The organism is Halorhodospira sp. 9628 (assembly GCF_022228075.1).
Classification (GTDB): Bacteria; Pseudomonadota; Gammaproteobacteria; order Nitrococcales; family Halorhodospiraceae; genus Halorhodospira; species Halorhodospira halophila_A.
Genome location: NZ_JAJNRF010000009.1, coordinates 97,296 through 123,345, shown reverse-complemented (window position 1 = coordinate 123,345; position 26,050 = coordinate 97,296). Strand labels below are relative to the sequence as shown.

Here is a 26,050-nt window from a genome sequence, read left to right as displayed (position 1 = left end):
GCGGCGCTCGCTCCGGCGGGAGCGGCTAGAGCCCGCACACCCCGCCGCAGCAGCCGCCGGCCGGCTCCGGCTCGGAGCGGCTCGCGCTGCTGATGTAGCCGGCCCCTGAGATCAGGCGCTCCACGGGCGCGTCCTCGGGCGTCTCGCCGGGGTCATGGCCGGCGAGGCGGCAAAGCTCTCCCCAGGTGCGAACGCACTCGTCCATGCCGTGGCGCACCTCCAGCGTGACCCCGTTGCTCGGGCAGCGGTAGTCGTACGTGGGCATAACTCCTCCTCTTGATGCGCATGTGGGGGTGGCCTGCTATTGCACCGGCAGCCCCTCGGCCTTCCACTCCGGGAAGCCCTGCTCCAAGCGGTACGCCTGCCGGCCCTGCGCCCGCAGCCGCCGGACGGCCTCGACGGACAGGGCGCAGTAGGGGCCGCGGCAATAGGCGACGATCTCCTGCTCGGCGGGCAGCTCATCGAGGCGTGCCTCAAGCTCCTCGGCCGGGATGTTGATCGCGCCCGGCAGATGCCCTGCTGCGAACTCCTCCGGCGGGCGGACGTCGATGAGGGTGACCATGCCGGCGCGCAGGCGCTCGAGCAGCTCGGTCGAGTCGATGGCGTCGAGCGCGTCGCTGTCGTGGAAATACTGCTCGGTCATGCGCTGCACCTCAGTGAGGTTGCGCTCCGCTACCTCGCGCAGCATGCCGAGCAGGGCCGTGACCTGCTCATCGGCGAGCGTGTAGTAGACACGCGTTCCCTCCTTGCGCGCCGAGATCAGCCCCATGCGCCGCAGCTGCTGGAGGTGCTGGGAGACGCTGGCCAGCGGGATGCCGGTCAGGCGGGCGAGCTCATCCACGTTGCGCTCGCGCTGGGCCAGCAGCTCCAGGAGCTCCAGGCGGTAGGCATGCCCCAGGGCCTTGCCGATCCCGGCGAGTTGCTCCAGCAGGCGGCGTTGATTGACGAGCTCAGCCATGGCGATCGCTCCAGCTTTTGCGGGTCATGGACGCGGGGGCCGCTGCGTGGCTCAGGCCTTCATCTTTCGCTGCAGGTCTTGGAGGGCGTTGCGGATGCTTGTCTCCAGGACCGGATGGTAGTAAGGCAGGTCGAGCATGCGCTCCACGGTCATGCCGCTATCGACGGCCCAGGCCAGGAGATGGCCCAGGTGCTCGGCACGTGGACCCAGCACCTCGGCGCCCAAAAAGGCGCCGTCGGAGGGGCGGCCGTAGAGGCGCATGACCCCGTGGTTCTCGCCCATGACGATGGCGCGGGGCTGGGCAGCGTAGTCGAGCTCACCGACGGCGTGATCGGTGTCGGGCAGGTCCGCGTAGCGCGCCCCGACCAGGGCCATCTGGGGCTCGGTGAAGACGATGCTCATCGGCGGATGGCGGCGCCCGCGCTCGACGCTCGGGTAGCGGCCCGCGTTGCTGCCGGCGATCTCGCCCTCGTCGAAGGCGTCGGGCATGACCGGGTGCTCGTTGTTGGCGTCGCCGGCGATAAAGATCGGCTGATCACCGCACTGCATGGTGTAGGGGTCGAAGAGCGGCACGCCGTCGTCGTCCAGGCTCAGGCCGGTGACCTCCAGACCGAGGCCGTCCACATTGGGGCGGCGGCCGGTGGCGGCGAGCAGGTACGCAAAGCGTTCTTCCGCTTCGGTTCCGCTCTTGTCGCGGAAACGGACCACGACCTCATCGCCCTCGCGGTGCAGGGACTCAACCTGTGCATCGGTATCCAGGGCCAGCTCGTCGCCGAAGATCTCCTCGGCGGCATCCTTGACGCGCGGATCGGTCAGCGGTCCGAGGAAGCCGCCGATCCCGAAGATTCGAACGCGGACACCCAGCCGGTGGAGGGCTTGGCCGAGTTCCATGCCGATCACCCCGGGACCGAAGACCACCACGGATTCGGGCAGGTCGCGCCACTCGAAGAGATCGTCGTTGACCACGGCCCGGTCGCCGAGATCCTTGAACATCGGCAGCACGTTGGGACGGGAGCCGGTGGCGATCACGGTGCGCCCGGCCCGGATCCGCCGCCCGTCGTCGAGCCGCAGGGTCTGCGCGTCCTCGAACCGGGCGTAGCCATGGATCCGCCGCTCGGCCGGGATCTTCTCGGTGTTGCCGACGACCCCGCTGACGAACCGGTCCCGCAGGTTCCGGACCCGTTCCATCACCTCGGCGCCATTGATCTCGACTAAGCGGGCGTGGACGCCGAGGCCGTCGGCATGGTGCGCCGTGTGGGCGGCGTCGGCGGCGGCGATGAGCAGCTTGCTGGGCATGCATCCGACGCTGGCGCAGGTGGTCCCGTACGCTCCGCCCTCGATCAGGAGCACACGATCGGTATGGGCGGCGGCGGCCCGGTAGGCGCGCAGTCCGGCGCTACCCGCCCCGATGATGGCGACGTCGGTCTCGAGATCGGTCATCGCAGGTGTCTCCAGTGCCGAGGATTCGCGTAAAGTAATCTATTGTAGTGTTGAGAATAGGTATGCCTGTCGGGCGTGTCAAACGTCGCCGCGGTCACCCCGACGCCAGGCGTGATAGCGCCCCAGCCACCGCAGTACCGTCTCCGATGCGTGCGCCTTCTTCCGCCAGGGTCACCATTCGCCCTCACGGTGCTGCCGATCACCGCCACATAAAGCAGGAAGAGCGCGCCTGAGGTGAGTGCCTGCTACTCGGCGGACAGGGCCTGGAAGGCCGCCCGCTGGGCTTGGAGGTAGTCGAGGGTGAGGTAGTGCTGCGCATCGAAGGCAAAGAACAGCGCCACGATGGCAGCGGTGGCAGCGACGAGAACAAGCTTGAGGTAGCTCATGATGGGTTGGCCTGCGGCTTTAGAGGACGTTGCCAACCGCTCGGTGGATTCAGGCGGGTAGTACTAGTTTGGTCGCAACGCTTGCCGTCACGCACCAGAGCACGACCCAGATAGCGGAGACGCGGCCGGTCGCCAGGAGGCTGAAGCCTATCAACGCAATGGCGGCATCGACGTGCGTTTCGATCCCTTGCAGCCCGATCGGGTCGTAGAGGGCTGCAGCCAGGAGCCCGACGACGGCGGCGTTCACCCCCGCGATGACCGCACCTGCGCCGTGAATCCCCGCAAGGCGCTCCCAGAGCGGCAGCAGGCCGGCGATCAGGAGGAGTCCGGGTAGGAAGATGGCGAGCAGCGCCAGGGTGCCGCCGAGGAGGGCGTTCTCGGCGGCCAGGGCGCCGAGGTAGGCGGCGAAGGTGAACATCGGTCCGGGGATCGCCTGCGCCGCCCCGTAGCCGGCGAGGAAGTCTTCGCTCTCGACCCAGCCCGTTGCCACCACGCTCTCCTGGAGGAGGGGCAGTACGACGTGGCCACCACCGAAGACGAGGGCGCCAGCCCGGTAGAACGCCTCGACAAGCGGCCACAGGCCGCCCGCCAGGGCCAGGAGCGGCAGTCCGATTAGCAGGACAGCGAAGGCGCCGACCAGCATCAGTCCAGTCCGAGGTCCGTAGCGCAGCGACCACATCCCCGGCTCAGGGGAGGCGACCTGCCGGCACAGCCACAACCCCGCGAGCCCGCCGGCAGCGACCACCAGGAGTTGCATCCAGGCGCTTCCGGCAAGCAGAAGGATGGCGCCGGAGGATCCGGCGATCAGGATGCGCGGCGCGTCTGGGCAGAGCTGCCGGCCCATGCCCAGCACGGCATGGGCGACGATGGTCACGGCGACAAGCTTGAGCCCACTCAGGGCGCCCTCTGCCCACGGCCCCTCGAGGTACGGGTACACACCGGCCAGGGCGAGCAGGAGCAGCGCAGAGGGCAGGGTGAATGCGATGAAAGCGGCGATGCCGCCCGGCCAGCCGGCACGCAGGATGCCCAGGGCGAAGCCAAGCTGGCTGCTCGCCGGCCCGGGCAGGAATTGGCACAGCGCCATGAGCTGGGCGTACTGCTCGTCGGTGAGCCAGCGTCGCCGCTCAACGAACTCCGTGCGGAAGTAGCCGAGATGGGCGATGGGCCCGCCGAACGCTGTTACGCCGAGCCGCAGGAAAGCGGTGAAGACCTCACGGGTGGATCCGGCCATTGGTGCCTGCGGCTGCTCCGCGTTCGCCTCGTCCTTGGATCTCTTTGCTATCGAAGACCCAGAGCATCTGGAGATTGGTCGGGGGATCGAGGATCTGCGCTTCGGTGAACCAGTGCGTGTCACCGCTTTCTACATCTACCCTGGGCCAAGCTGAGCACCATGACGCTCAAGGTTGCTTTGAAGGAACGCATCGGTCTACTCCCTCCGATGGTAGATAGGCACTTCCTCAGGGCGGGGGGTGTCAGGTTGATCAGTCGGGCGATCAAAGCGAGCGATACATGATCAGCGCGTCGACGTGACCGTGAATCGGATGGCGGAAGGCGCCGGGCAGGCGGCCGACCACCGTCATGCCGTTGCGCTGCCAGGTGCGGATGGCCGACTCGTTGGTGGCGACGACCAGATTATACTGCATGGCTCGGAACCCGAACTGCGGTGCCATGCGCTGGGAGTGACGGCAAAGCGCTCCACCGATGCCTCGTCCGCGGGCGGGCTCGGCGACGATGTAGCCGCAGTTGCAGACATGGTCGCCAAGGCGCGGCTGATTGGGCTTGAGGTAGTAGGAGCCGACCAGGCCTAGGTGCTCGTCCTCGGCGATCCAGGTGGCGGTGGGTATTGTCACCCACAAGTGGTAGGCCTGCTCCTCGTCGAGTTCCGGTGAGAACGGGAAGGTTTCCCCGGCGCGCAGGACGGGCTCGATGACGGCCCAGACCTGAGGCCAGTCGTCATCGACAAACGGTCGGATAGTGAGTTCGCCGGCTGGGTCGGTCACGGGTTTTGGTGCTGGGTGCTAGTTATCGGCGAAAACGTCTTCGACTCGGTCGGCGTCTAGGATCCGGTCGAGTTTGCTCGAGAGCATGGCGGACCTCCGCCTCCGCGATGTTCCGATACACCCTGGCAATATACACCAGCAGTGGCATACACCAGCAGTGGCTGCTCCAGCGGATGCCCCGGTGGGAGGTCTCGGAGAATACGGACGAGGTCGTCTCGGCTCAGGTCGTCGGCGAAGGCCAAAGTGTAGGGATGTTCCGTATCGTGTGCGGTGTGGAGTCAACCCCCATCCGCCCTTGCCTCAACGATACGTTTTCTGCACAGGCCCGCCGGTTGACGCTGCTAACTGCCTGATCGCCGTGGCGGTGTCCATAACCTCTTGATTCTCCTATTAGTGCGGGCTGGGCAATCTCTGTCCAATCGACCTCGAAGCCGCTAATCGCCGCCAGCGGCGCGCCTTTCTTCACAGAGTTTTCCACAGGTTTTGTGGAAAGGCTCAGTCAAGGCGCCGGCCGCCACCTGAAACCGTTGGCTTCGGGTAGGTTCGATAGCACCACTCCGGAACCTGCTGATCCTGCTTGAGCCGGATGCGGCGCAGATCCAGGGCGGAGAAAACGCTGTCCAGATCATGCGACTGATCATCCCTCAGTCCGGGTAGCGTCGCGGCGGCCTCGCGCCGGAAACGCTCCGCGATGGTCGTTTCTGGTGCGCTTTGCCAGGCGCGCTCCCACCAGCGCTTCAAACGGTCCTCCGCATCCTGAAGGGTCGCCGCGTCCGGAAGTCTTGCCCCTTTGTTGCCATTGACCTGCGGGGTGGCTGGCACCAGGTTCCAGAGGTCATCGCAGGGCCATGCCGCCCAGGGAATGCAGTGGTCGACCTCGAAGGCGCTCTGCCTGAGAAGCCGACCGCTCCAGACACAGTGGATTGGTTCGCCAGCCTCGCGCAGCGCCTCGATGCGTTCGCGGGCAAGACGAACATCTCGTTGCGGCTCACGCCAGTCGAGGGCGTGTTCCATCACGGCCGGTGCCAACTGCCGCCCTTGCCGGTCGGCATAGTCGGCCATCAGGCGCTTCCATTCGGTGATCAGCGCCGGCTCCACCCAAACACTGAATCGCTGCAGGGCTCGCCAAAGCTCCAAAGGTATCCGGAAGACGCCATACTGCCAGAGGAACGGGGCATCGATGATGGCCTCGTCCTGCGCGCGGCTCGGGCGAGCGCGGCGGGCGTGGAAGACTTGGTCGCCGCCCGGAAAGGTCGTGTAGTGGGCGGGCATATTGCGGATGGTTTCGGCTGCCTCGCGCAGTGCCATGGACAGCGCCCGCGCCCGATCATCGGAGAAGCGCACGCCGATGCGCAATTCCTCGGGCGCCACGTCGAGGTCGAGGAGCTTGCGAAATCCGTCGCCGGCAAACCCGAGGCCACGCGGCGTACCGTCGTGGCGTGGCAGCTGCGGCAGGCGCTGACGGACCAGCGGCAGGAAGAGCCGGACCCAGATCATTGCCACAAGGCCCAGTGGTAGTTCGACGCGGCCGTCCCCGTCATCGTCATCACCGGGTGACCGCGCCAGGCCGTCCATGCCATCGGCCGCGCGACACGTACAGCGCAGCAGCGCCAGCTTGTAAGTGGCGCTCTTTTCGTCGTTCAGGATGATGTGCCGCAGCAGGGGCAGTGCCCCGGTGCCGTCGTCCGGTAGTCGGATGGCCACCTCGGCCCAGGAGACCTCCGGACGGCCCAGGGCATCGGCGCTCTCGCCGACGTGCTCGACGTACGCGCCGTGTCCCGCGGCGAGCTGACGGAGTTCGGCTACCGAGACTGCACGCAGGCCGCGCTCCGGGGCCTCGGGGCCCAGGCGCAGCGTGAAGGCCATCAGCCCGCCCGGCTTGAGCAGGGTAATGAGTTTGCGGAAGGCGCGGGCGCGTTGCCCCTCCGGTACGTGCATCCAGACTGCGCTGAGCAGGATGGCATCGAAGCACAGGCCTAGGCGGTGGACGTCCTCGAGCCCGGGGAGCTGGTCGTCAAGCCAGCGGATGCGCGGGTGGGGGTGGCGACGGGCGGCCTCGCCGCGCAGGGCTGCTGCTGGCTCGACGGCAACCACCTCGTGGCCGCGCTCGGCGAGCCAGGCGGCATCACGCCCGGAGCCGGCGCCGACGTCCAGGACAGTGCTATCGCCACCAGGTGGCAGACGGTAGATGAGCCAGTTGTGGACGTCCGGGAAGGAGAGGGACTCATAGTCGTCCGCAACATGCTCGGCGCGCTCGTGGTACCAGCGGATCGCCGGGTCCTGCTTGCTGTCCTGCATGCTGGGGGTGGCTCCTCAAGGCCGGTTCGGCTCTCCGTACTCTAATCAATGTGCCATGAGCCGCCGCATGTCGTCGCGAGTGCGTTCGTCTTCCACAGATTTTTCCATGGGTTCCAGGGAAACCGCCTTAGAGTGGGCCATCTTCCCGCGCGCCTATCAGTGCTTCTGCCGCAGCCTCACGGGGCAGCTCCCGCCGGCTGCCGTTGGACCCCACCACCTCAAAGCGCTCGCCGTCGAGGTAGTGCGCCCGGCGTCCCGCGACGTGGAAGGCGACCCGAGCGCGCCGGCCCGCGGCGGCGGGATCCCGCGGCGGCAAGGCCCGGAGCTCGAGATCGGCGCCCCGCGCCCGAAGCGCCTCGTACAGGGCCCATTCCGGGGCAGACTCCAGGAGGAGCTCGGTAATGTTGCGGGCGCGCTGGAAGGCGAGCCGGGAAGACCAACGGTTGGTGGAGAAGCGCTGCCCGCGACCACCGTCGCGGTTGATGATCGGTGCCTCCAGCGCCTGGAGCGGCCCCAGGTGGTAGAGCACCTGCAGCTTGTCAGCGCCCCGCCGGGTAGGCCAGGGCGTGGCGATCTGCTCGCGGGGAAGGACCTCGATGCCCGTCACTTCCGCCCAGTGGATGACCGCCCCCGGCTCGTCCCCAGGCCGTACCGAGGCGGGCGTGTAGAAGGCCACGATCCCGGCCTGATGCTGGCGCGCCTGGCTGGGCGTCCACGGCGTGTAGTAGCGCTGGGCGCGGGCGATCCAGTCGAGGTGCGCCCGCTCTTCCTGCGGGCGCAGGACCGCAACCAGCACCACCTCCGCCGCAAGCCGGTGCCAGGCGTGGCGCTGGCGCTCCGCGCTGTGGGGGACAACGGCCTCTGCCGTGCGCCACCCGGAGCGCTGGAGTACGTGGTGCAGCCACTGCCGGACCCAGTGGGTGGAGCCGGGCAGGAAGGGTAGGGCGCCGACCCCAAGGCGCTCCAGGCCCTGCCAAAGGCGCGTCTGGCCGAAGTCCGCCGCTCCGTCCGCATCGAGCGGGTAGAGAGCAGCCCCCTCAATCACGGTCCGCTGCGCCGTCGGGCGACCCTGGTCGGCAGAGCCCCCAATGCCCGAGCGCTCCGCTCCTAAGGGGTGGCCTGCGCCTGAGCCCTCCTGCTCCAGGATGGCATCACGGTAGCGGTGGAGGACGTTGACGGCGTCGGCAGGCGGGCTGGCGGCGCCGAGGCGCTCGCGGGTCGCGGCATCGTCTTCGACCCGGTACTTGGCGTCTAGGACCAGACGCACTGTAGGCCACGCCGGATCCCTGAGCGTCAGGGCGAAATCCGGTTGCTGGGGGAGGAAAGTGCCCCCGTCCCGGAAACTCGGGTTATAGACCACCTCCAGGCGGCGTTCGCCCGGGAGGTCAAAGGGCACCGTATGCTTGCGGCCCCGGGCCAGGCGCACTCTCAGGCCGTCCGCCTGTACGGTCAGGAGCCGCTCGGGCGGGATGGGCTGCTCGAGCACCTCGGCGACGGTGCGCAGCAGGGCCAGGAAGCACCAGTACTCATAGAGCTGATGGATGTCCTTGACCGAGAGCTCCATTGGTCCACCGCGGATGCTGATGCCTTGGCGCAGGGTGAGCAGGACCTGGTAGGCCTCTTTGTAGCCCGGTGATCCCTGCAGCCGGAGGGAGGCAAACCCGGGCGGGGGTGGGCCGCCGGCCTCGGCGAGTGGCTCCAGGCGCTCCAGGGTGGCGATGCGACGCTCCAGCGCCGCGAGCTCGGCCAGGGCCTGGCAGTCGCGCTGGGCGCCGCCGGAGCCCGCGTGATGGCCCTGGCGCTGCCGATGGCGCTCGTCCTCGACGATCTGGGCCAGCTGCTGACGGATCCGCCGCAGCTGCTGTGCCAGCCAACGGTGCTCCGGGGTATCCAGCGAGGGCACGGGGCGCTGCTCCGGCACGCGCTGTCGGGCTGGTAGGCCTCCCTGGACCTGGCCTGCCCAACCGCCTTGGCCGCGGCCGGTTCGCAAGGCCCGGCGCACCCGGTTATCCGGCCGACGCACCGCCTCGGCACGAACCGGACGGTCCCGGCGCTGCAGGCTGCGCACCGGGTGTTGCGCGACGTGATGCAGGGCCTGTTCCAGCTGGCCCACAAGGTGCCGGAGCAGGGCCAGCCACTCCAGCCGGCCGCTGGGGCGGTGGCGCGCGGTGGCGCTGCCGTAGTGGGTGGCGCGCAGGTACTCCAGCGCCAGCCCGGCGGCGAAGGCGTGGACCTCCTCGCGCATGGCGACGTAGTCGGCGCGGTAGGCCATTTTCGTCGGGAAGACCTCCACCTCCAGGTCGAGCTCCGGCTCGCCGTCGACCCGGACACTGAAGCGGCTCAGCCCGACCTGGCCGCCGAAGTTGATATGGCCGTAGGCCTGCGCCCTGCCGGGTGCGGCGTGGAGATGAGTGAGGAGCGCGGGATCACGGTGGCTGAGTTCGACGCGCTCGCCGTGGTAGCTGCTGAGCCACAGGTCGTAGGCCGTCTCCTCGTGCAGGGGTGGGCCCGCGGTCTCCGCCGGGTCCCGCGCTACGGCGTCCGATACGCCGGCGCGCGCCGTGCCTGGTCTCAGGGTGAGGTCCCGCCGCTGGGGCCAGATCCGCAACGCCCCCGTCGGCCCCTTGGCGTGCTCCGGCAAGGGGCCGCTGAGGATGAGCGTCACGCGGTCCGTCTCGATGCGGAAGAGCTCGGCCACAGCTCAGAGCCAGTACGAGGTGAAGCCTTCGGCCGTCAGCCGGTCCCACATCAGGCACGCCCGCGCCGCGAGCCCCGGGTAGCGGGCGCCGGCGATCCGGCCGGGCCGGCCGGTCTCCGCCCAACGCTCCAGGAGGTCGCGGGCGTCCTCCTCCTCGGTCCATGGCGTGCCACGATAAGCCCAGCCGAGGATGCCAATCAGGACCCGCTGGATGCTGGCGCTGCCGCCAACGATGCGCGGCAGGATCTTCATCTGTAGGGCCAAGTCGAGAGGCTCCACCGGCTCGTCCTCTCCGTTGCGGAAGAAGGAGCGGAGGGCCTCGGCGTGCAGGACGAAGAGCGCGAGCTCGTCGCGGGTGCGGTAGCCGACCTGGAGCTGGGCCTGGGCGAGGATGCGGTTGAGCGCGACCAGCTCGTCGATGGCCTCCTGGATCCGGTGCCGCTCCGCCGCGGTCAGGCCATCCAGATCGGCGAGGCGGGCGGCCCGCGGCTGCCAGGCGCTGACCGGCCACGGCTGGGGGTGCGGGGCCTCGCCCTGGGCCTCAGGCGCCCAGCGCTCGAGCGCCACCTCGGAGAGCTCCAGGGTGAAGGCGCGGTCCAGGACTTTGCGGGAGAAGCCGTGCGCGCTCTCGTCCATGTTGACCGTCCCCACCAGGGCCAGGTTGGCCGGCAGGTGGACTTGCTGCCACTCGGCATCGTGTGCCGGAAGCGTCCCCTGAAGGAGCGGGGTGCTGGCGTAGCCACCCCCGGCGGCGGGGCGGCGGTCCTCGATGCGGCTGAGGACCTCCGCGAAGTAGTGCTCCACGCGTGCAAGGTTCATCTCGTCGAGGATCGCGACCTCGTGGGCGTCGTCGGCCCCCATGGCACGGTGGGCGACCTCCAGCAGCGCCCCCGGCCGGAAGGTGCCCTGCAGGTCGGTGTAGCCGAGGACGTCGGCGCTGTCGGTCCAGTCCGGCCGGACGGGGATGAGTTCGGCGCTGCCGCCGGTGTACTCCGCTACCAGGCGGGGCAGCCTGGATTTGCCGGTGCCGGTGATGCCGGCGAGGATGACGAACGGCTTGGTGCGCAGGGCCGTCACGTACTGCGCCAGCTGCCAGTCGGGGAAGATGAAGCCTTCGGCCTGGATCCGGTCGCGCAGCTCCTGGAAACCGGTGGCTAGCTCGAAGTGGGTGCTTGGCTGAGGTGGAGGGTCTGGATCCTCCGTCGTGGCAGGCTCCGCCGGGCTCTCCACCAGGGTGCGGCGCAGGTCGGAGCTCATGTAGGCCTCGTAGGCGTCCAAGAGCGCCTCCAAGTCGGCGAAGAGGACCTCGTCGTCCGGCAGGTCGCCCGCCTCGTAGAGCCTATAGGCGATGGTGGAGTGCTCGTAGGCCTTGCCGAGGTTGCCCTGGGTGCGCAAGTCGATGGTGCTATCGGTCCGGAAAGCCGATGCGGTCTCAGGCAGGAGCTCCGCGAGTTGCCCGGCGCGGCGTCTCAGGACCGAGCGGGCCTCCTGCGTGCCGTGTTGCCGCTGGAGATCGGTCACCCCCTGATTGAAGGTCAGATAGACCCCGCTCATATCCTCCCGGAAGAGGTAGACGACGTAGACACCGTGCTGCGTGGTGTTCGTCTCCCGCTCGTCGAGGAATGCCAGCCACGGCACCCGCGCCCAGTTGCCGCGGCCCACCGACCAAGTGATCTGGACCGAGGGGTGCTGCTGGACGACCGGGTGCGCCTCGAGGAGCCGCTGCAGCTGCTCGAACGCCTGCCAGACCGGATGCTCCTTGCCGAAAGACTCGCTCCTCCGGGCGTTGTTGTAGTTGGCCAGGATGGTGGCGAGAAATTCTTGAAGGCTGGTAGGTGGGTACGGCGGGGTGGCCATGATATCCAAGCTTTTCTGCGTTGTGTGTGTGACCTCTGCTCCTGCGGTCTGATCGTACCAGGAAGGCCAGCTGTAAGCCGTTTTAGGCGTAGAGCCTGGTCTCATAGCGGAAAGCTGGTGGGCTCTTGGACGCTGATGTTCGCGTGTGGCTCGTGACAACGGACGCGAAGACTATAAGATGGCGCCGTGGTCTTCGGCGCACTACTTCCGTTAGGCGGCACCGGAGAGGCAAAGGGATACAATTGCGTTCGATGGTCATAGGATGACCCTGGGGAATTGCTCATGAGTCCAGTTGCGGCCACCCTCACCTGGCTCGACCTCACCAGCACCGACCGTAATCAGGTCCGGCAGATCCTCGACCTCTTTGAGGAGCAAGGCACCGTGGACGAGCTGGGCTTGGGCACCGTCCGGGACTTCTTCTCGGATATGCTGTTCCCCGGCACGTCCACGCTGCACACGCGGCTGCGCTACGTGCTCTTCATCCCGTGGGTCTATCGGCGGCTCGAGGCGCGGCACCGGCAGGTCCAGGACATTGACGCCGAGGCGCGCGAGCAGGAGATCCGCGTCATCGACGCGCTCCGCAGCGGCGGGGAGGAGGAGGGTGTCATCGGCGGCCACGCCCGGGAGCGGCTGGCCCGCCTGCCGAGCCAGGCGTACTGGTCGGCGCTGGCGCGGTGGGGCCTCTTCTGCCCCCGCCAAAGCCAGGGGTGGTACCACCATCACTTCCACAGGCTGGCCGGTCGCCGCGAGCGCACGGCGGACGAGCCCCTGGAGGCGGAGGAGCCGGTCCGCACCTGGCACCCGCAGCTGCCCGAGCCGCCCGAGGACTGGCTCCAGGCCACCACGTTCGCCCTGACCGGCGAGGAGGCGGCGTTCCTGCGGGACCGCATCGAGTGCGCCGTCCCCGATAGCCTGCTGGCCTATCTCGCCCGTGAGGGCAACGCCGGGCTCGTCGACACCCAATTTTTATGGGAAGTGCCAGAGGTGGGCCAGGCGCCCGAGCACCTGCAGCAGCTGGTGGCGGCGGCGCGCCGCTTCTCCCTGCACATGGAGGGGGCCACGCTGCTCTACAACCTCCAGCTCGCCGAGCTCCGGCGGGACCGCCACGGCGATCCCCAGGGCGTGGACCAGGGCCACATCGACACCTACCGCGAACGCTTGGCGGTGTGGGCCGGCCAGGAGGCCGAGGAGACGCCGTTCGACCCCCAGGCGCTGTGGGCGCTGGCCGCCCGGCACCGGGTCGTCCTCCGGCAGCCTCTCAGGCGCTTCGTCGAGAGTTGGTCCGAGGTCATCAACAGCCACGGCGCGGCGGCGGTTGCGGACAGCCAGCGGCTCCGGGAGCTTATCGCCTCGCGCGAGCGGGCGCTCAAGGGGCCACGGGCCCGGGTCGTCAACACCAACCGCCTGGACCAGTGGCGGGGCAGCGCCGGCCTGGGCCGGCTCGATTATCGCTGGCCCGACGTCCGCAGGCTGCTGGCGGATCTCCACGAGGGGCTGGGGCGCTGATGCTCTCGCCCGATGCCCGCCAGGTGGCCACCGAGGTCCTGCGCCCGCCCGCCGGCTACACCCTGGACCGCACGGTGCTGACCAGCTACAGCCTGGACCTGGAGGTGGTCCTGGCGCTGCCGCTGGCCGTGCTGGCGCAGTCCGACCGGGGTGTGGAGGAGCTGCTGGAGGATCCGCTGCTGCTCCTCGAGGCGCTGCGCGAGGCCTCCGGCCGGGTGCAGGTCTTCGTCGACGCGTCCGGCATCGCCCTGCCACGGGTGCAGCGCGAGCTCTACGCCGCCCTGGAGGCCAGCGTCCACCCGGTGCGCGCCCCGGGCCAGGGCGTCTTCCACCCCAAGGTGTGGGTGGCGCGTTTCACCGGGGAGCAGGACGGCCGGGTCCTGCTGCGTGTCGCCGTCGCCTCCCGCAACCTCACCTTCGACCGCTCCTGGGACGTCGCCCTGGTCAGCGAGGCCGAGCCGGGGGCGGAGGCCGAGCCGGGCTCGGAGCCCCTCGCTGCGCTGGTCCGCGATCTGCCAGGGCTGGCGGTCCAGCCGCTCGCGCGCCCGCTGACGGAGGGCCAGGCGAGCCTCGCCGAGGAGCTGGGCCGCACCCGCTTCCCGGCGCCGGAGGGCTTTGATGGCGCCATCAACTTCCATGTCCTCGGCCTCGGGGGCCCGGGTGGGGCGCCGTGGCGGCCGGTCACCGAGGCCGACCGCGTGCTCGCCGTAGCGCCGTTCGTGGACCGGCATGGCCTCGACACCCTGGCGGCGAGCGGCGCCGGCTCGCTGGCCCTGATCGGCTGCGACGAGGCCCTGGACGCGCTGCCCGAGGGCACCCTGGCGCCTTGGGAGGACGTCCAGGTCCTCCAGGAGACGGCCCTGGAGGAGCCGCAGGAGGACACAGGCCGCCGGCCCGCCGGGCTCCACGCCAAGCTCATCGCCGCCGAGCGTGGCGGCCGCGCCCACTGGTGGGTCGGCTCCGCGAACCTCACCCACGCCGCCCTCAGCGGCCGCAATGTCGAGGTCCTGGCCAGCCTGGCCGGGGAGGCCGGCTCCGCCGAGGCCGAGCACGGCGTGGGCATCGACCGCTTCCGCGCGGGCCTCGACAAGCTCTGCACCCCGTACGAGCCCGGGGAGGCGCCGGCGGACGGCGAGGCCGAGGCGCGACGGGCCCTGGAGCGTGCCCGGGATGAGCTGCTCCAGGCGGACCTGGCGGTCCACTGCGAGGCCTATGGTTCTGAGTGGCGCTGGCGGTTGGCCGGGGAGCTGCCCGAGCCAGAGGGTGTGGCCATCGACCTCTGGCCGGTCACGCTGCCCTTGGAGCAGGCCCGCACCTGGCCCGCGGAGCCGGCGTGGACCCTGCCGCTGGAGCGGCTGACCGCCTTCGTCGCCTTCCGGCTGCGGGGCGAAGAGGGCGCCGATCCGGTCACCGGGGTGGCCAAGCTCCCGGCCCACGGCCTGCCGGAGGAGCGTATGCGCCGCATCCTGCGCACCGTGATCAACACCCCGGAGCGCCTCCTCGCCTTCCTCCGCGCCCTGCTCGGCGGCCTGGACGAGCTCATGGAGGGGGTCGGGGAGGGCGCTACGGCGGATCCCGATTCCCTGGGGCGGGGCCGGGCGCTGGAGGCGGAGACCCTGCTGGAGGATCTGCTGCGCACCGCGGCCCGGGATCCGGAGCGGCTGGACGTCGTCCGGCACGTGATCACCGACCTGATGGCGGACGAGGAGGGCCGCGCGGTGGTGCCGGAGCAGGTCCGGGCCATCTGGCGGGCCGTGGATGAGGCGCTGCAGGGGGAGGCCCGGCGATGACCCGCCCGGATCCGGAGGCCATCATCGCGCCCCTCAAGACCTTCCAGCGCCGCACCGTGGAGCACGCCTTCCAGCGGCTGTTCACGGCGCCGGACAGCACCCACCGCTTCCTCGTCGCCGACGAGGTGGGCCTGGGCAAGACGCTGGTGGCGCGCGGCATCGTCGCCCGGGCCCTGGATCATCTGTGGGACCGGCAGGAGCGCATCGATGTCCTCTACATTTGCAGCAACCAGAACATCGGCCGCTCCAATCTCCCCAAGCTCCAGGTGACCGGCGAGGCCGAGGACGCCCAGGCCCGGCCCACGCGGCTGACCATGCTCGCCACCGAGCTGGCCGGCGGCGCGCAGGGCGGGGGGCTGGCGGCCCGCAAGGTCAACTTCATCAGCTTCACGCCGGGGACGTCCTTCAACATGGGCGATGCCGCCGGCAAGGCGGAGGAGCGCAAGGTCCTCTTCCAGCTCCTCGACCGGCTGGTGGCGCGGCGGGAGGGGCTGATGAACCTGCTCCAGGGCTGGATCCAGGATGCGGGGCGCTGGCGGGGGATGCTGGCGGAGCCGCTGCCGCTGGAGCCGGAGATCACCCGGCGCTTCCAGGAGCGCCTGAGGGAGGATCCGGCGCTGCTCGGCGAGCTGGAGGCGGCCATCGAGCGCTGGTTCCTGCAGGCGCTCGACGCCTATCCGCAGGAGGCGCGCCAGGCCCGCAACCGCCTCATCGGGCGCCTGCGCTACCGCCTGGCGGAGGTCTGCATCGAGGCCCTGGAGCCGGACCTGGTCATCCTCGACGAGTTCCAGCGCTTCAAGGACCTGGTCAACCAGGACGAGGCCGGCCGCTCGCAGGCCACCGCGCTCGCCTGGCGGCTGCTGCAGACGCGCCAGGCCTCCGGCCGGCCGGTGCGGACCCTACTCCTGTCGGCCACGCCGTACAAGTTCTACACCCGCGATCCGGAGGCGGAGGGCGAGGACCACTACGCCGACTTCCTGGCCACCACGCGCTTCCTCCTCGACTACGACGAGCGGCGCGTCGTGGCGCTCCGGGAGGCGCTGGGCCGGTTCAGCACCGAGCTGCGCCGCGCCGCCGCCGGTCAGGGCCACGATGTGCCCAGCGCCCGAGCGGCCGTGGAGGGGCATCTGAAGGCGATCATGGCGCGCACCGAGCGGGTGGCCGGCAGCGCCGACGCCGATGCCATGATCGCCTCCTCCGGTGGCGGACAGCTGGAGATCCAGCCTGTGGACGTTCGCCAGTACCTGGCCGCCGAGGCCTGGTTCCGCTCCGCCGGGGCGCGCGATCCCATGACCTACTGGAAGGCGGCCCCCTACCTGCCGCATTTCATGCAGGGCTACCAGGTCAACGAGCAGGTCCGGACCGCCCAGGACCAGGACCCGGAGGCGCTCCGGGAGGTGCTGGCGCGGTACGCCGACGCCTTCCTCGACCGTGAGGACCTGCGCTCCTGGGAGCAGCTGGACCCGGGTCACGCCAAGCTGAGGGAGGTGGTCCGGGAGCAGCTGGATACCGGGCTCTGGCGGCTGCTGTGGATGCCGCCCTCCCTGCCGTACTGGCCGCTGGACGGACCCTTCGCGGGGCAGGAGGAGCGGACCAAGACGCTGCTCTTCTCGGCCTGGCACTTCGTTCCCGATGTGGTCAGCGCCGTGCTCAGCTACGAGGCGGAGCGGCGGATGCTCACCGGGCAGAGCACCGCTTACGAGGACCAGCCCAAGGAGCTCCTGCAGCTGCCGGCGAAGGAGGAGATCCGGCGCCGCCACCGGCTGCTGTTGCTGCTGCTGCCTAGCACGCGGCTGGCAGACGCGGTGCACCCGCTCTCTGCGCTGGCGGGCCGGGATGCACGAGCGTGGGCGCGGGAACGGGTCGCGGAGTTGCTGGCCGAGGTGGCGGACGTGGGGGATCCGGAGGCGCCGGAGGATCCCCGCTGGCAGTACATGGCGCCGCTGCTCCTCGATCCGGGGCTGCGGGCGTTCCTGGAGCACTGGCGCTCGGCCCGGGCGGACGACGTGGCGCGGCCCAAGGCGGAGAGCTTCCCCGACTACCTCGAGGACCTGCTGACGCTCGATACCGCCTCGCTGGGCCGCCAGCCGGAGGGCCTGGTGGACCTGGTCACGGACCTGGCGCTCGGCGCCCCGGGAGTGGTGGCGGCCCGGACGCTAGGCAGCGCCGGGCTGGACGACGTTACCCGCCGCGCCCTGGCGGCCCGGATCGCCATGGCGTTCTGGCGTCTGTTCAACCGGCCCCCGGTCATCGGGCTGCTGCATCAGCTCTACGGCCGCGGGGGCGGTGAGGAGGGTGGCGCCTACTGGCGGCGCGTGATGCAGTACGCCGTGGCCGGCAACCTCCAGGCGGTCCTGGACGAGGCCTGGCACTTGGCCTGGGAGCAGCACGGCTGGGCCGAGGGCGCCTCGGCGGAGGCGGTGGCCCGCAGCTGTGCCGAGGAGCTCGCCGCCCATATCGAGCCGCGTCCGTCGCGCGTTCACGTCCAGTTCCCGGAGTGCGATGGCCGGGGCGGCGTGGCCTGGTCGGAGCTGCGCATCCGCACCGTCTTCGCCCAGCGCTTCGGCGGCCAGCGCACCGAGGAGGGGCGGCTCAGTCAGGACGAGGTCCGGGCCGCCTTCAACAGCCCCTTCCGCCCCTTCGTGCTCACCAGCACCTCCATCGGCCAAGAGGGATTGGACTTTCACCCCTGGTGCCACCGGCTGGTGCACTGGAATTTGCCGAGCAACCCGGTGGACCTGGAGCAGCGTGAGGGCCGCATCCACCGCTACAAGGGCCACGCCGTGCGCCGCAACGTCGCGGCGCGCTTCCGCGAACAGGCCTTGGAAGGCTGGGCGCCCGGCCGGGACCTGTGGATGTTGCTCTTCGCCGTCGCGGACCAGAGGGCCCGCGAGGATGCCGCCGACGACTTGGTGCCGTACTGGATCGCGCCCGGTCCTTATCGGATTCAGCGTCGCGTGCCGACCCTCCCTTACACGAGGGAGGTGGCCGCCTTCGAGCGCCTCAAGCACCAGCTGGCCACGTACCGCCTCGCCTTCGGCCAGCCGCGCCAGGAGGAACTGTTGGTCTTACTGGGGCAGGCGGAGATAAGTCGGGAAGAGCTGGAGCGCTGGACGGTTCGTTTGCGGCCCAGCTGAATCTCGGTAGACCGCGCAGGAATTGCTTAATCACGCCCGGCCGCACACACAGAATCTGTCGATACCACTTTTAGAGGTCATGTGATGAGTCAAGTCTTCTCGAGAGAGAAAATCGAACGAGTATTAGAAAACCGAATCACGGAAGCTCTTTCGGTCCTCGCAGATCCTGCTCAGAGCTCCTTAAATGACCTAAGCATCCGCAAATACCCATGCCGAGTGACTCGGGTGTAAGACGTAGGGGTGGAGCGAAAGGGAATCAGTATGGAGTGGTTTTTGTTTGTTGCTGCGCTCGCGGTGTTGGTTTCCGCGGTAGCCGTATGGTTGAGGTCTCAGGGCGGGCCAAGAGGTGGTGGAGTCGGCTTTCCGTACACCAAAGCATCAGCGCTGTTCTCACCAGCAGAGCGGTCGTTCCTCGGCGTTCTGGACCAAGCTGTCGGGAACGAGTACCGGATCTTCGGGAAGGTACGGGTGGCCGATATCATCAACGTGCGGTCCATGGCTGATCGCAAGGCATGGCAGCGGGCCTTTAATAAGATCAGTAGCAAGCACTTTGACTTTGTCTTATGCGCCAGGGACGACCTTTCGGTAGTTGCGGTCGTCGAGCTTGACGACAAGTCGCACCAAAAAAGTAGACGGGGAGCCCGAGACCATTTTCTGGCGGAGGTTTGTGAGGCGGTGTCACTCCCAATGATCCAAGTTCCGGCGAAGCATGCCTACAGCGTTGAAGGCCTTCGTATGCGACTGGCGTCTCTGCCGGAATTTTCGGCGGCGAAGCAGGCAGAGCCTGCCGGTCAGAGGCAAGCGGACCGGAGTCTGGAAACGGAGCATCAATCCCCTGGAGCCGGGGGCGACGATCAAGAGGCTGCAGGCGCAGTATCCCAGCACGCGGAGTCACCGCCATGTCCGCAATGCGGGGCACGGATGGTGAGGAGGGAGGCAAGGAGTGGGGCGAATGCAGGCAAAGCCTTTTGGGGTTGCAGCTTGTTCCCCAAGTGCAGGGGAACGGCCGAGATTGGCGTTTGATACCAGCATGCAGCGGACGGCGCTTTGCGGTGTCCCTGAGCCCGAGCGATAGGAATTGAAAGAAAATGAACCCAAATGAGTCCTGGATCAACGACTGGCGATGCGGAGTTGCCCCAGCCAAGGAACGTGATTTATCGCGCGATCTCTTGAGGATCTTTCAAGGTTTTTGGGAGTGGTCTGATCTTGATAATAAGTCTAAAACTGCCCGGCAGCGTTACAGAAATTCGCTACACGGGCTCGGTGGATGGGTTGTCAAAAAGGCTGTAGAAGAGGGGGTCGAAAAAAGTGCGCTTCAGATGTTGGTTGACGCAACGTCCGGAGGTGAGGGGCCATTGATTCATTGGGATAGAGAGGAGTGGCAAAAGGAAATGGACACAGTCTGTCGGAAACTTAGAAAATTCCTTTTGTCTCAGTGCTGAGGAATGGTTCATTCGGACGCGGTTCCCGATGGATGTCCGACTCACCCTCCGGGTCAGCGTCCAGAGCACCGGATAGGCCGGAGGCTTTACCGGTGTCGGCCCGAAGCCGTCGGTCATCATCACCAGCAGCGCCGTGGGCGGTGTGTCCTGGAGGTGCTCGAAGGGAGCGCGCAGGGTAGATCGCGCCCCATGCGCTTCTGCCCTAGCCGGAGCGGGTTGTCTGGTGCCCAAGGGGCGGGTTGGCATGTCGCCAATGAACCGCGCAGGAGGCTCCCATGACGCATCACGCGAGCGGCCATGCCCTGATCCTTGTTGATACGGACTACGAGGATCTCGAACTCCAGTACCCGAAGTACCGCCTCATTGAGGCGGGCCTGGGGGTAACGGTTGCCGGGCCCAGGGCTGGGGAGCGTTATCTTGGCAAGCATGGCTATCCGCAGACCGCCGATATCGAGTTGTCGAATGCCGACCCGGGGCAATTCGATGTGCTGGTCATCCCCGGAGGTTGGGCACCCGACAAGCTGCGCCGGTCCGAGATCGTCAGAGCGCTGACGGCTCGCATGTCGGAGGCTGGCAAAGTGGTCGCTTCAATCTGCCACGGACCGTGGGTGACTATCTCGGCGGGCGTGGTGGCGGGGCGAACCTATACCAGCTCACCGGCCTTAATCGATGACTTGCGCAACGCAGGGGCCCACTGGGTCGATCAGGAGGTGGCCGTGGATGGGGGGCACATCAGCAGTCGCCGGCCGGACGACCTGCCCGCGTTCTGTGCTGCTTTACTGAGGGTCGTCGAGGGGCGATAGCACGGTGGCCCGGTGACCTGCGCCGTGGTTCATTGGGCACATCCTGTATTGATCAGGAATCGGACCGGTCCGGTTGACAACCGCGCCGAGTGCAGTAACTGGACGGCGCGCTTCTGCACAAGCGAGCCAGAAAGCCTTTATAACCCTCTGATCAGTGGAGGGATGTTCATAAGGTTCTGATTTGTCGAAGTTTTGCCGCTGGCCAAAGTTTGCCCAAACGACCTCAAAGACGCTTGGCCGGCGGGTTCAGCCGACTTTCTCCACACGGTTTTCCACAGGTTTTGTGGAATCATGCCCCCTTGGCGGTCTGCATGGGCTTGGCACGGCCGAACCGGATCCCGCATGCTGCTCGTCGGAATCCTGTCAATCGCCCAGGGAGCGAGCGATGAGCGTCACCCTCCTATGCCGTGGCGATGCTCAAGAGAAGCACCCATGGAACTCCACTACCCGACACTAGCGCTCGTCCTCTGGACGGCAAGCTTGGTCGCCGGCGCCGTGATGGCGATGGTCTGGCGGATCAATCACCACGAACGGGGGCCAGCGCTGTGGGCTGCCAGCAGCTTGGTGGTGGCGTTCAGTTTTGTGCCGCTGTGGTTTGAGACGGACCTGATCAGCGGGCTGATCTTGGTCAACAATGTCGCAAGCACTGTTGCGGTCCTGCTGCTGCTCGAGGGGATTCTGCGCTTCAAGGGGGTGGGCAACGAGTATCGCAGGCTGCCCTGGTACGGAGTCTATGTGGTGACCTTGGCCAGCCTGCTGTACCTCACGCTGAGTCTCGACAACCACCAACTGCGCTACCTCTTTCTCGATGCCAACCTCTCCGGGTTGTTGCTCCTCACGGCCTTCTTCCTGGTCCGGGGGGTTGATGACCGGCTGGAGCGCCTCATATACGGCGGCACAGCCGCAGTGTTCCTGTTGCTGGCCGCCGCGGTCTTCTACCGCTGGACTCAGGCAGCCACGGGCGTTATCGGCCCCGATGATCGCGTCAACCCGGCCAGCGGTTGGATCATCTTTGCGAGCATCCCGTGGATCCTTGGCTGGACGTACGGGCTGGCCATGGCCGCGAACTTGCGTGCCCAGCGGACCATCGAGGATATGGCGCAGCACGACCCGCTAACCGGTCTGCCGAACCGACGTCTTTTAGCCGACGCCATGGAGCGGATGGCGGAGCGCTCTTCTCCAGGTAGCGGTGCTCCGGGGCAAGGCTTCGGGGTGGTCGCCCTCGACGTCAATGGCTTCAAGGAGATCAATGACCATTACGGGCATGCGTTCGGCGATGCGGCCTTGGTCAAGCTCGCCGAGCTGTTGCTCAGAGGGCTGCGTCCGGAGGATAAGGTCATAAGACTCGGCGGCGACGAGTTTGTGCTCCTGTTGCACGGGGTGACCGACCGGGCGGACCTGGAGCAACTCTGCGGGCGAGTGCTGAAGGTGCTCGAGATGCCCGTATCCGTCAAAGGGCACGTGGTGCGCTTTTCGGTCAGTCTGGGGACCTCCCTTTGCCCGGATGACAGCACCGATGCCGAGCGGTTGCTCGCGCTGGCCGATCAGCGGATGTACGCGAACAAAACCGGCAAAACGAGCGAATCAGCGGTCTGGTGTGCAGCTCCTGCGGACTGCTGAGCCATTGGCTCGACAAACCGCATCGTGGGCTGGATGGAGGTTCGGTGTCTGACGGGGACAAGGAAGGGGGTCAGGCAGATGTGGCTGGTACGGCACTAGTAGCCCCTCTGGAGGGCGTCCGGCTGCCGGCTGCGGTGGCCGGAGGGGCCTCGCTGGTCAGCGCGCGCATGCGGGATCCGCTGCGCAGCGCGGCGTAGGCGGATAGCTAGTTCGGCGTAATCCCAGCGGACCGATCGAGGGGCTCAAGCCATATCAAGACCCTCAAGTGCCAGGCCTACGGCTTCCGAACCCGGATGCTGTTTCCACAGAACTTGTGGAAAAGCCTGTGGAGACCCCGCGCGGGACGCGATGGAGTCTCGTGGAGCGGCGGTTGGCGAGAATGTGCTCACCGCCCAGGGGGTTGACGAGGCCGGTTCCGGTGCATGCAGCCTGAACCGGACGCAGCACTTGCTGAGTGCGTAGACGCGGCCAGCGATGAGGTCCTCTCCATGCGAAAGCAAACCACGCCTCCAGAATCGCGCCAACCCAACCATGAAGCGCAGCCATCGGAGGCCGGACCGCCGGACAGCGCGCGTGGCCACGACCCTGACAGCCCAGGGCGCCGTCGGTTTCTGACCGGCGCCAGCGCAGGGCTCGCCGGCATGGCCGCAGCCGGTGCGGCGCTCGGGGGGTGGCCCGAAGGCATGCGGGAGAGCGAAGGACGGTATGCGGGCGCCGTCGTGCTGATCACGGGTGCCACCTCCGGGATCGGCGAGGCAGCTGCGCATGCGTACGCCCGAGAGTGGGCGAAGGTCTTCTTTTGCGGTCGTCGCGAGGAACTGGGCGAATCCGTGGCTGCATCCATCCGGGACGCCGGCGGCGAGGCGACCTACATGCGCGCCGATGTGCGTGAGCGCGATGAGATGCGTGACTTTGTCGACGCATGCGTGGAGACCTATGGACGCCTGGATATTGCTTTCAACAATGCGGGAATTGAGGGGCCGCTCGGCGATTTCGACGCCATCGACGTGACCGGTGGGAACGGCTATCGGGATGTCATGCGCACCAATGTGGATGGGGTTTACTACGCGATGCGCTACGAGATCCCGGTCATGCGCGAGCAGGGGCATGGCGTGATCGTCAATACGGGTTCCATGCTTTCTCATACGGGGTCGGCACACGCTGGTACCTATGCCGCGACGAAACACGCCGTCATCGGCCTGACCCGCTCAGCCGCGGCCGCGGAGGTTGGCCACGGAGTCCGGGTGGTCAGCCTCTCTCCTGGGGCGACACGAACCGAACTGCTCCGCCGCTTCCGCGGTGGGTCCTTGGAGGGTGCGGACGAAGATCACCCGATGGGACGCATCGCCGAGCCGGAGGATATCGCCGGGGTTCTGCTCCAGATCACGGCACCGGAGGCCACCTACCTGAACGGCGATGACGTGAAAGCAGACGGTGCATCGGCCGCGTCCGGCTAACCTGCGGCCACGGGCGCGAAGGGTGGCGGGGAAGCGTTTTCGTGGTTCATGGAGTCGGTCAGTGGCGGTTTCGATGGGCGGATACCGGTTGACAATCTCACGCGACGCAGAACTGGTACGGTCCAATTCTGCACAGGCAATGGAAGATCCGGCGTAACCCACTGAGTAATGGAAGGGGAAAGTGTAAGCCCCTGATGTGTGGTCGCTTTGACGCTGGCGAGACTTTAGCCAATCGACCTCGAAGGCCCTCGGCCGGCGGGTTCAGCCGACTTTCTCCACACGGTTTTCCACAGGTTTTGTGGAATCGTTCAGCCGCGCATGCGCCGCGATCTCCCGAAGCCTTTGCGGGCCGATGCCGTCAATGGCCTCGAGCTGCTCGATGCGTTGGATGGGGCGCATGGCGGCGATCGCCGCGGCGCGCTCGGGGCCGACGTGCGGGATCGCCTGGAGCTCTTCGATCGAGGCGGTGTTGAGATCGATCGGTCCCTGCGCTGCTGTCTCAGGCGCCTCGCGCGGTTGCCTGCGCTGGCCCTGTTTCCCACCGGCCGGCATGGCCGGCTCCAGGCTCAGTTGGGCGTGGTCCGCGAAGATCTCCAGCAACTCCTCCTGCAGCACGGTCCGCGGCCCCCGCGCCAGCGCCAGATCGTCCACATCGAAAAACAGTGCAGCCCGCCGCTCGCCGTCCATCCCCCGCGCCGCCGCCTCGGCCAGCAAAGCGAGCACGACCCGGTGCGCGTCCTGTGCCGGCTGAACCGCAGCGCGGCAGCGCTCGAGTTCCACGGCAATCGCCTCGAACCGCTCCGGTGACCGGGGCAGGGCCTCCAAGCCCTGATTCTGGGTGATGCGCTGTTGAACCCGGTTCCATCCCTCATCGAGCCTCTCGCCCCGCCCCCAGAGGGCGACGGCCAGGGCGACGGCGGCGCTGAGCCCGTCGGCATCCAGGCGCGCTATAGCCTCGTGCACCGCCGGATCAACTTTTCGGCGCTGGCGCTGCAACCGGGCGTTGCGCCAGCGCCGTGGCAGGGCTCGGGTGTGATCAACGAGCCACTGCCCCAGCGCGACGGCACCGCGCAGCAACCCGCCGATGACCACAAAGAGCAGCTGCACGCCGCCGACGAGCGCGGCGAAGACCATGTAGACCATCTGCAGCTGCGCCGCCTTCTGCCCGCGGACCTGGACACCGAAGACCTTCGCTGAGGAGCGGTTGGGGCGGAACCAGTTGAACGAGCCGAGCCGGTTGCGCGTCGAGACGCTCGCCCCGCTTTTGGACAGATTCAGCTTGGTCGGCCCCTTGCCGTAGCGCCCGCGCAGGATGAACCGGCCGTTTTGCAGCGCCACCTGGGTGTTCTTCGCCGGCGTGACCGAGGCGCGGGCACCGCGCCGGGTGTTCGCCGTCAGATTCACACCGGCCGCCCGCGCCTGGGCGCGCAGCGCTACCCCGCCGGTGCGACTCGCCCGAAGGTACTTGCCGCGGTGCTCGATGCGCCGCTGTTTGCCGTAGGCGTCTTTTTTGCCGAGGTTGAACAGACCCATGGTTGGCTTCGTTGCTACGCCCTGAATCGTGTAGCGGCCGAATCCCCTTTCTACTCCAGTCCTACGACAGGCTGTGACGTCTTTCCCGGCGGATACGAGGATCATTCGGTTGCGTGGCTTACGCGGGAGCGAGCAGCTCGGCGTCGTCGTTATCCGGTTTGTTCACCCGCGCCGAAACCGGCCATAGCGTAAGGCGCGCCGGATCCAGCCGCCGGGCCGCGCTGCGGACCGCCTCGCGCTCGGTCAGGGCTGGATCCAGCCAGTCCCACCGACAGACGGGGTCGAGGATCACGGGCTGCCGGTCGTGGATTGGCCGAAGGAAGGGGGTGGCCGGTTCCGTGAGGATGGCGCAGCACGTCTGGTGCTCATCGATCCACTCCCACAGCCCGGCGAGGAGCATCACGCCATCGGGGTCGTCGTCTCGAAGGGTGATGTAGTAGGGCTGTTTGCCGGCTTGCTCCTGGCGCCATTCGAAGAATCCGCTGGCGGGGATCAGGCAGCGGCGCTGGCTGAATGCACGCTTGAAGTAGGGACTGGTGGCGACCCGTTCAGCGCGGGCATTGATCGGTGCGGGCCCGTCGGTATCCGCCCACCGGGGCTTGAATTCCCAGACGGGCCAATCGAGGACAGCGGCCTCGCCGGGCTCGTCCGCGCTGCGGAAGGCGGGGATGGGGGTTCCGGGCGGGATGTTGTAGCGCGGTGCGTGCGACTCGCCCACGGACGGGATGCCGAAGAGGCTTTCGCCGATGGTCTCGAGGGGCGTGGTCAGGGCAAAGCGTCCGCACATCGACTCGTCTCCGCGTTCGGTTACACCCTATTGCGTCCTGGGGCCGCCGATGAACACGGCGACACTGACCATAGCCGGCCACATCCAGCCGATCAGAAACAGCAGGATGATGACCGCTTCCGCCGGTGCCGCCAGAATGCCCAATATCACCAGAACCACGGGTACGTTGGCGATCAAGCAGCCATTGCCTTCACGGCCATCCGTCAAGACGGTCAGGTAGACGGCAACCAGTAACAGGATCCCGGCCGCGCTCATCGAGAGCAGGGCGATAAGCACCCGATCGGCGGGTGTGTCGGACCACAACCAGATCACGTGGCCTCCGGCCAGGAGATCCAGAA

20 protein-coding genes are annotated in these 26,050 nt (G+C 67.8%); 8 read left to right on the top strand and 12 right to left on the bottom strand.

Annotated features, from left to right (window positions below; translation table 11 throughout):
• Window positions 1–25 precede the first annotated feature (25 nt).
• From LRG10_RS10100 to LRG10_RS10060, 9 genes are all read right to left on the bottom strand, one after another.
• On the bottom strand, window positions 26–265 hold the full coding sequence (locus LRG10_RS10100; RefSeq protein WP_201167892.1) for a zinc ribbon domain-containing protein: 240 nt from the start codon (window positions 263–265) through the stop codon (window positions 26–28).
• Between the two features lie 36 nt (window positions 266–301).
• Window positions 302–958, bottom strand: a complete 657-nt coding sequence (locus LRG10_RS10095) for a metalloregulator ArsR/SmtB family transcription factor (protein WP_201167889.1) — start codon at window positions 956–958, stop codon at window positions 302–304.
• Between the two features lie 51 nt (window positions 959–1,009).
• Window positions 1,010–2,398: a dihydrolipoyl dehydrogenase gene (locus LRG10_RS10090; protein ID WP_238635500.1), complete on the bottom strand. Its 1,389-nt coding sequence runs from the start codon at window positions 2,396–2,398 to the stop codon at window positions 1,010–1,012.
• Between the two features lie 245 nt (window positions 2,399–2,643).
• The gene (locus LRG10_RS10085) at window positions 2,644–2,784 is read right to left on the bottom strand and encodes a hypothetical protein (protein WP_238635499.1); all 141 of its coding nucleotides are present in this window, start codon (window positions 2,782–2,784) and stop codon (window positions 2,644–2,646) included.
• Window positions 2,785–2,833: 49 nt separating this feature from the next.
• Window positions 2,834–4,015, bottom strand: coding sequence for a chromate efflux transporter (gene chrA, locus LRG10_RS10080; protein WP_238635498.1), 1,182 nt, complete (start codon window positions 4,013–4,015; stop codon window positions 2,834–2,836).
• Between the two features lie 262 nt (window positions 4,016–4,277).
• Window positions 4,278–4,784, bottom strand: coding sequence for a GNAT family N-acetyltransferase (locus tag LRG10_RS10075; protein ID WP_238635497.1), 507 nt, complete (start codon window positions 4,782–4,784; stop codon window positions 4,278–4,280).
• Between the two features lie 495 nt (window positions 4,785–5,279).
• Window positions 5,280–7,082: a methyltransferase domain-containing protein gene (locus tag LRG10_RS10070; protein WP_238635496.1), complete on the bottom strand. Its 1,803-nt coding sequence runs from the start codon at window positions 7,080–7,082 to the stop codon at window positions 5,280–5,282.
• A 127-nt stretch (window positions 7,083–7,209) separates the two neighbouring features.
• Window positions 7,210–9,780 carry a DUF2357 domain-containing protein gene (locus LRG10_RS10065; protein ID WP_238635495.1) on the bottom strand — a complete coding sequence of 857 codons (2,571 nt, stop codon included), beginning with the start codon at window positions 9,778–9,780 and terminating at the stop codon, window positions 7,210–7,212.
• Window positions 9,781–9,783: 3 nt separating this feature from the next.
• Window positions 9,784–11,637 (bottom strand): MrcB family domain-containing protein, encoded by a 1,854-nt coding sequence (locus LRG10_RS10060; protein ID WP_201173722.1) that lies wholly within the window; start codon window positions 11,635–11,637, stop codon window positions 9,784–9,786.
• A gap of 282 nt (window positions 11,638–11,919) precedes the next feature.
• On the opposite strand from LRG10_RS10060, the gene LRG10_RS10055 reads away from it, so the two are divergent.
• From LRG10_RS10055 to LRG10_RS10020, 8 genes are all read left to right on the top strand, one after another.
• Window positions 11,920–13,143: a DUF6361 family protein gene (locus LRG10_RS10055; RefSeq protein ID WP_238635494.1), complete on the top strand. Its 1,224-nt coding sequence runs from the start codon at window positions 11,920–11,922 to the stop codon at window positions 13,141–13,143.
• Window positions 13,143–14,933 (top strand): phospholipase D family protein, encoded by a 1,791-nt coding sequence (locus LRG10_RS10050; protein ID WP_201173580.1) that lies wholly within the window; start codon window positions 13,143–13,145, stop codon window positions 14,931–14,933. The genes LRG10_RS10055 and LRG10_RS10050 overlap by 1 nt, the downstream gene beginning before the upstream one ends.
• Window positions 14,930–18,070: a helicase-related protein gene (locus LRG10_RS10045; protein WP_238635493.1), complete on the top strand. Its 3,141-nt coding sequence runs from the start codon at window positions 14,930–14,932 to the stop codon at window positions 18,068–18,070. Before LRG10_RS10050 ends, LRG10_RS10045 begins: the two co-directional genes overlap by 4 nt.
• A gap of 261 nt (window positions 18,071–18,331) precedes the next feature.
• Complete coding sequence (locus tag LRG10_RS13270; protein WP_338018480.1) at window positions 18,332–19,093, top strand: DUF2726 domain-containing protein; 762 nt, start codon at window positions 18,332–18,334, stop codon at window positions 19,091–19,093.
• 694 nt (window positions 19,094–19,787) lie between these two features.
• Entirely contained in the window at window positions 19,788–20,315 is a 528-nt protein-coding gene (locus LRG10_RS10035) for a type 1 glutamine amidotransferase domain-containing protein (protein WP_201173588.1), read from the top strand.
• Between the two features lie 432 nt (window positions 20,316–20,747).
• Window positions 20,748–21,935: a GGDEF domain-containing protein gene (locus LRG10_RS10030; protein WP_238633115.1), complete on the top strand. Its 1,188-nt coding sequence runs from the start codon at window positions 20,748–20,750 to the stop codon at window positions 21,933–21,935.
• 44 nt (window positions 21,936–21,979) lie between these two features.
• Entirely contained in the window at window positions 21,980–22,132 is a 153-nt protein-coding gene (locus tag LRG10_RS10025; protein ID WP_238635492.1) for a hypothetical protein, read from the top strand.
• Between the two features lie 291 nt (window positions 22,133–22,423).
• Window positions 22,424–23,392, top strand: a complete 969-nt coding sequence (locus LRG10_RS10020; RefSeq protein WP_238635491.1) for an SDR family NAD(P)-dependent oxidoreductase — start codon at window positions 22,424–22,426, stop codon at window positions 23,390–23,392.
• Window positions 23,393–23,653: 261 nt separating this feature from the next.
• Here LRG10_RS10020 and LRG10_RS10015 read toward each other — a convergent pair whose 3' ends face one another.
• The 3 genes from LRG10_RS10015 to LRG10_RS10005 form a co-directional block, all read right to left on the bottom strand.
• On the bottom strand, window positions 23,654–24,925 hold the full coding sequence (locus LRG10_RS10015) for a helix-hairpin-helix domain-containing protein (protein WP_238635490.1): 1,272 nt from the start codon (window positions 24,923–24,925) through the stop codon (window positions 23,654–23,656).
• A gap of 118 nt (window positions 24,926–25,043) precedes the next feature.
• Window positions 25,044–25,712 (bottom strand): SOS response-associated peptidase, encoded by a 669-nt coding sequence (locus LRG10_RS10010; protein WP_238635489.1) that lies wholly within the window; start codon window positions 25,710–25,712, stop codon window positions 25,044–25,046.
• Between the two features lie 27 nt (window positions 25,713–25,739).
• Entirely contained in the window at window positions 25,740–26,024 is a 285-nt protein-coding gene (locus LRG10_RS10005; RefSeq protein WP_201169398.1) for a hypothetical protein, read from the bottom strand.
• Window positions 26,025–26,050: the final 26 nt, after the last annotated feature.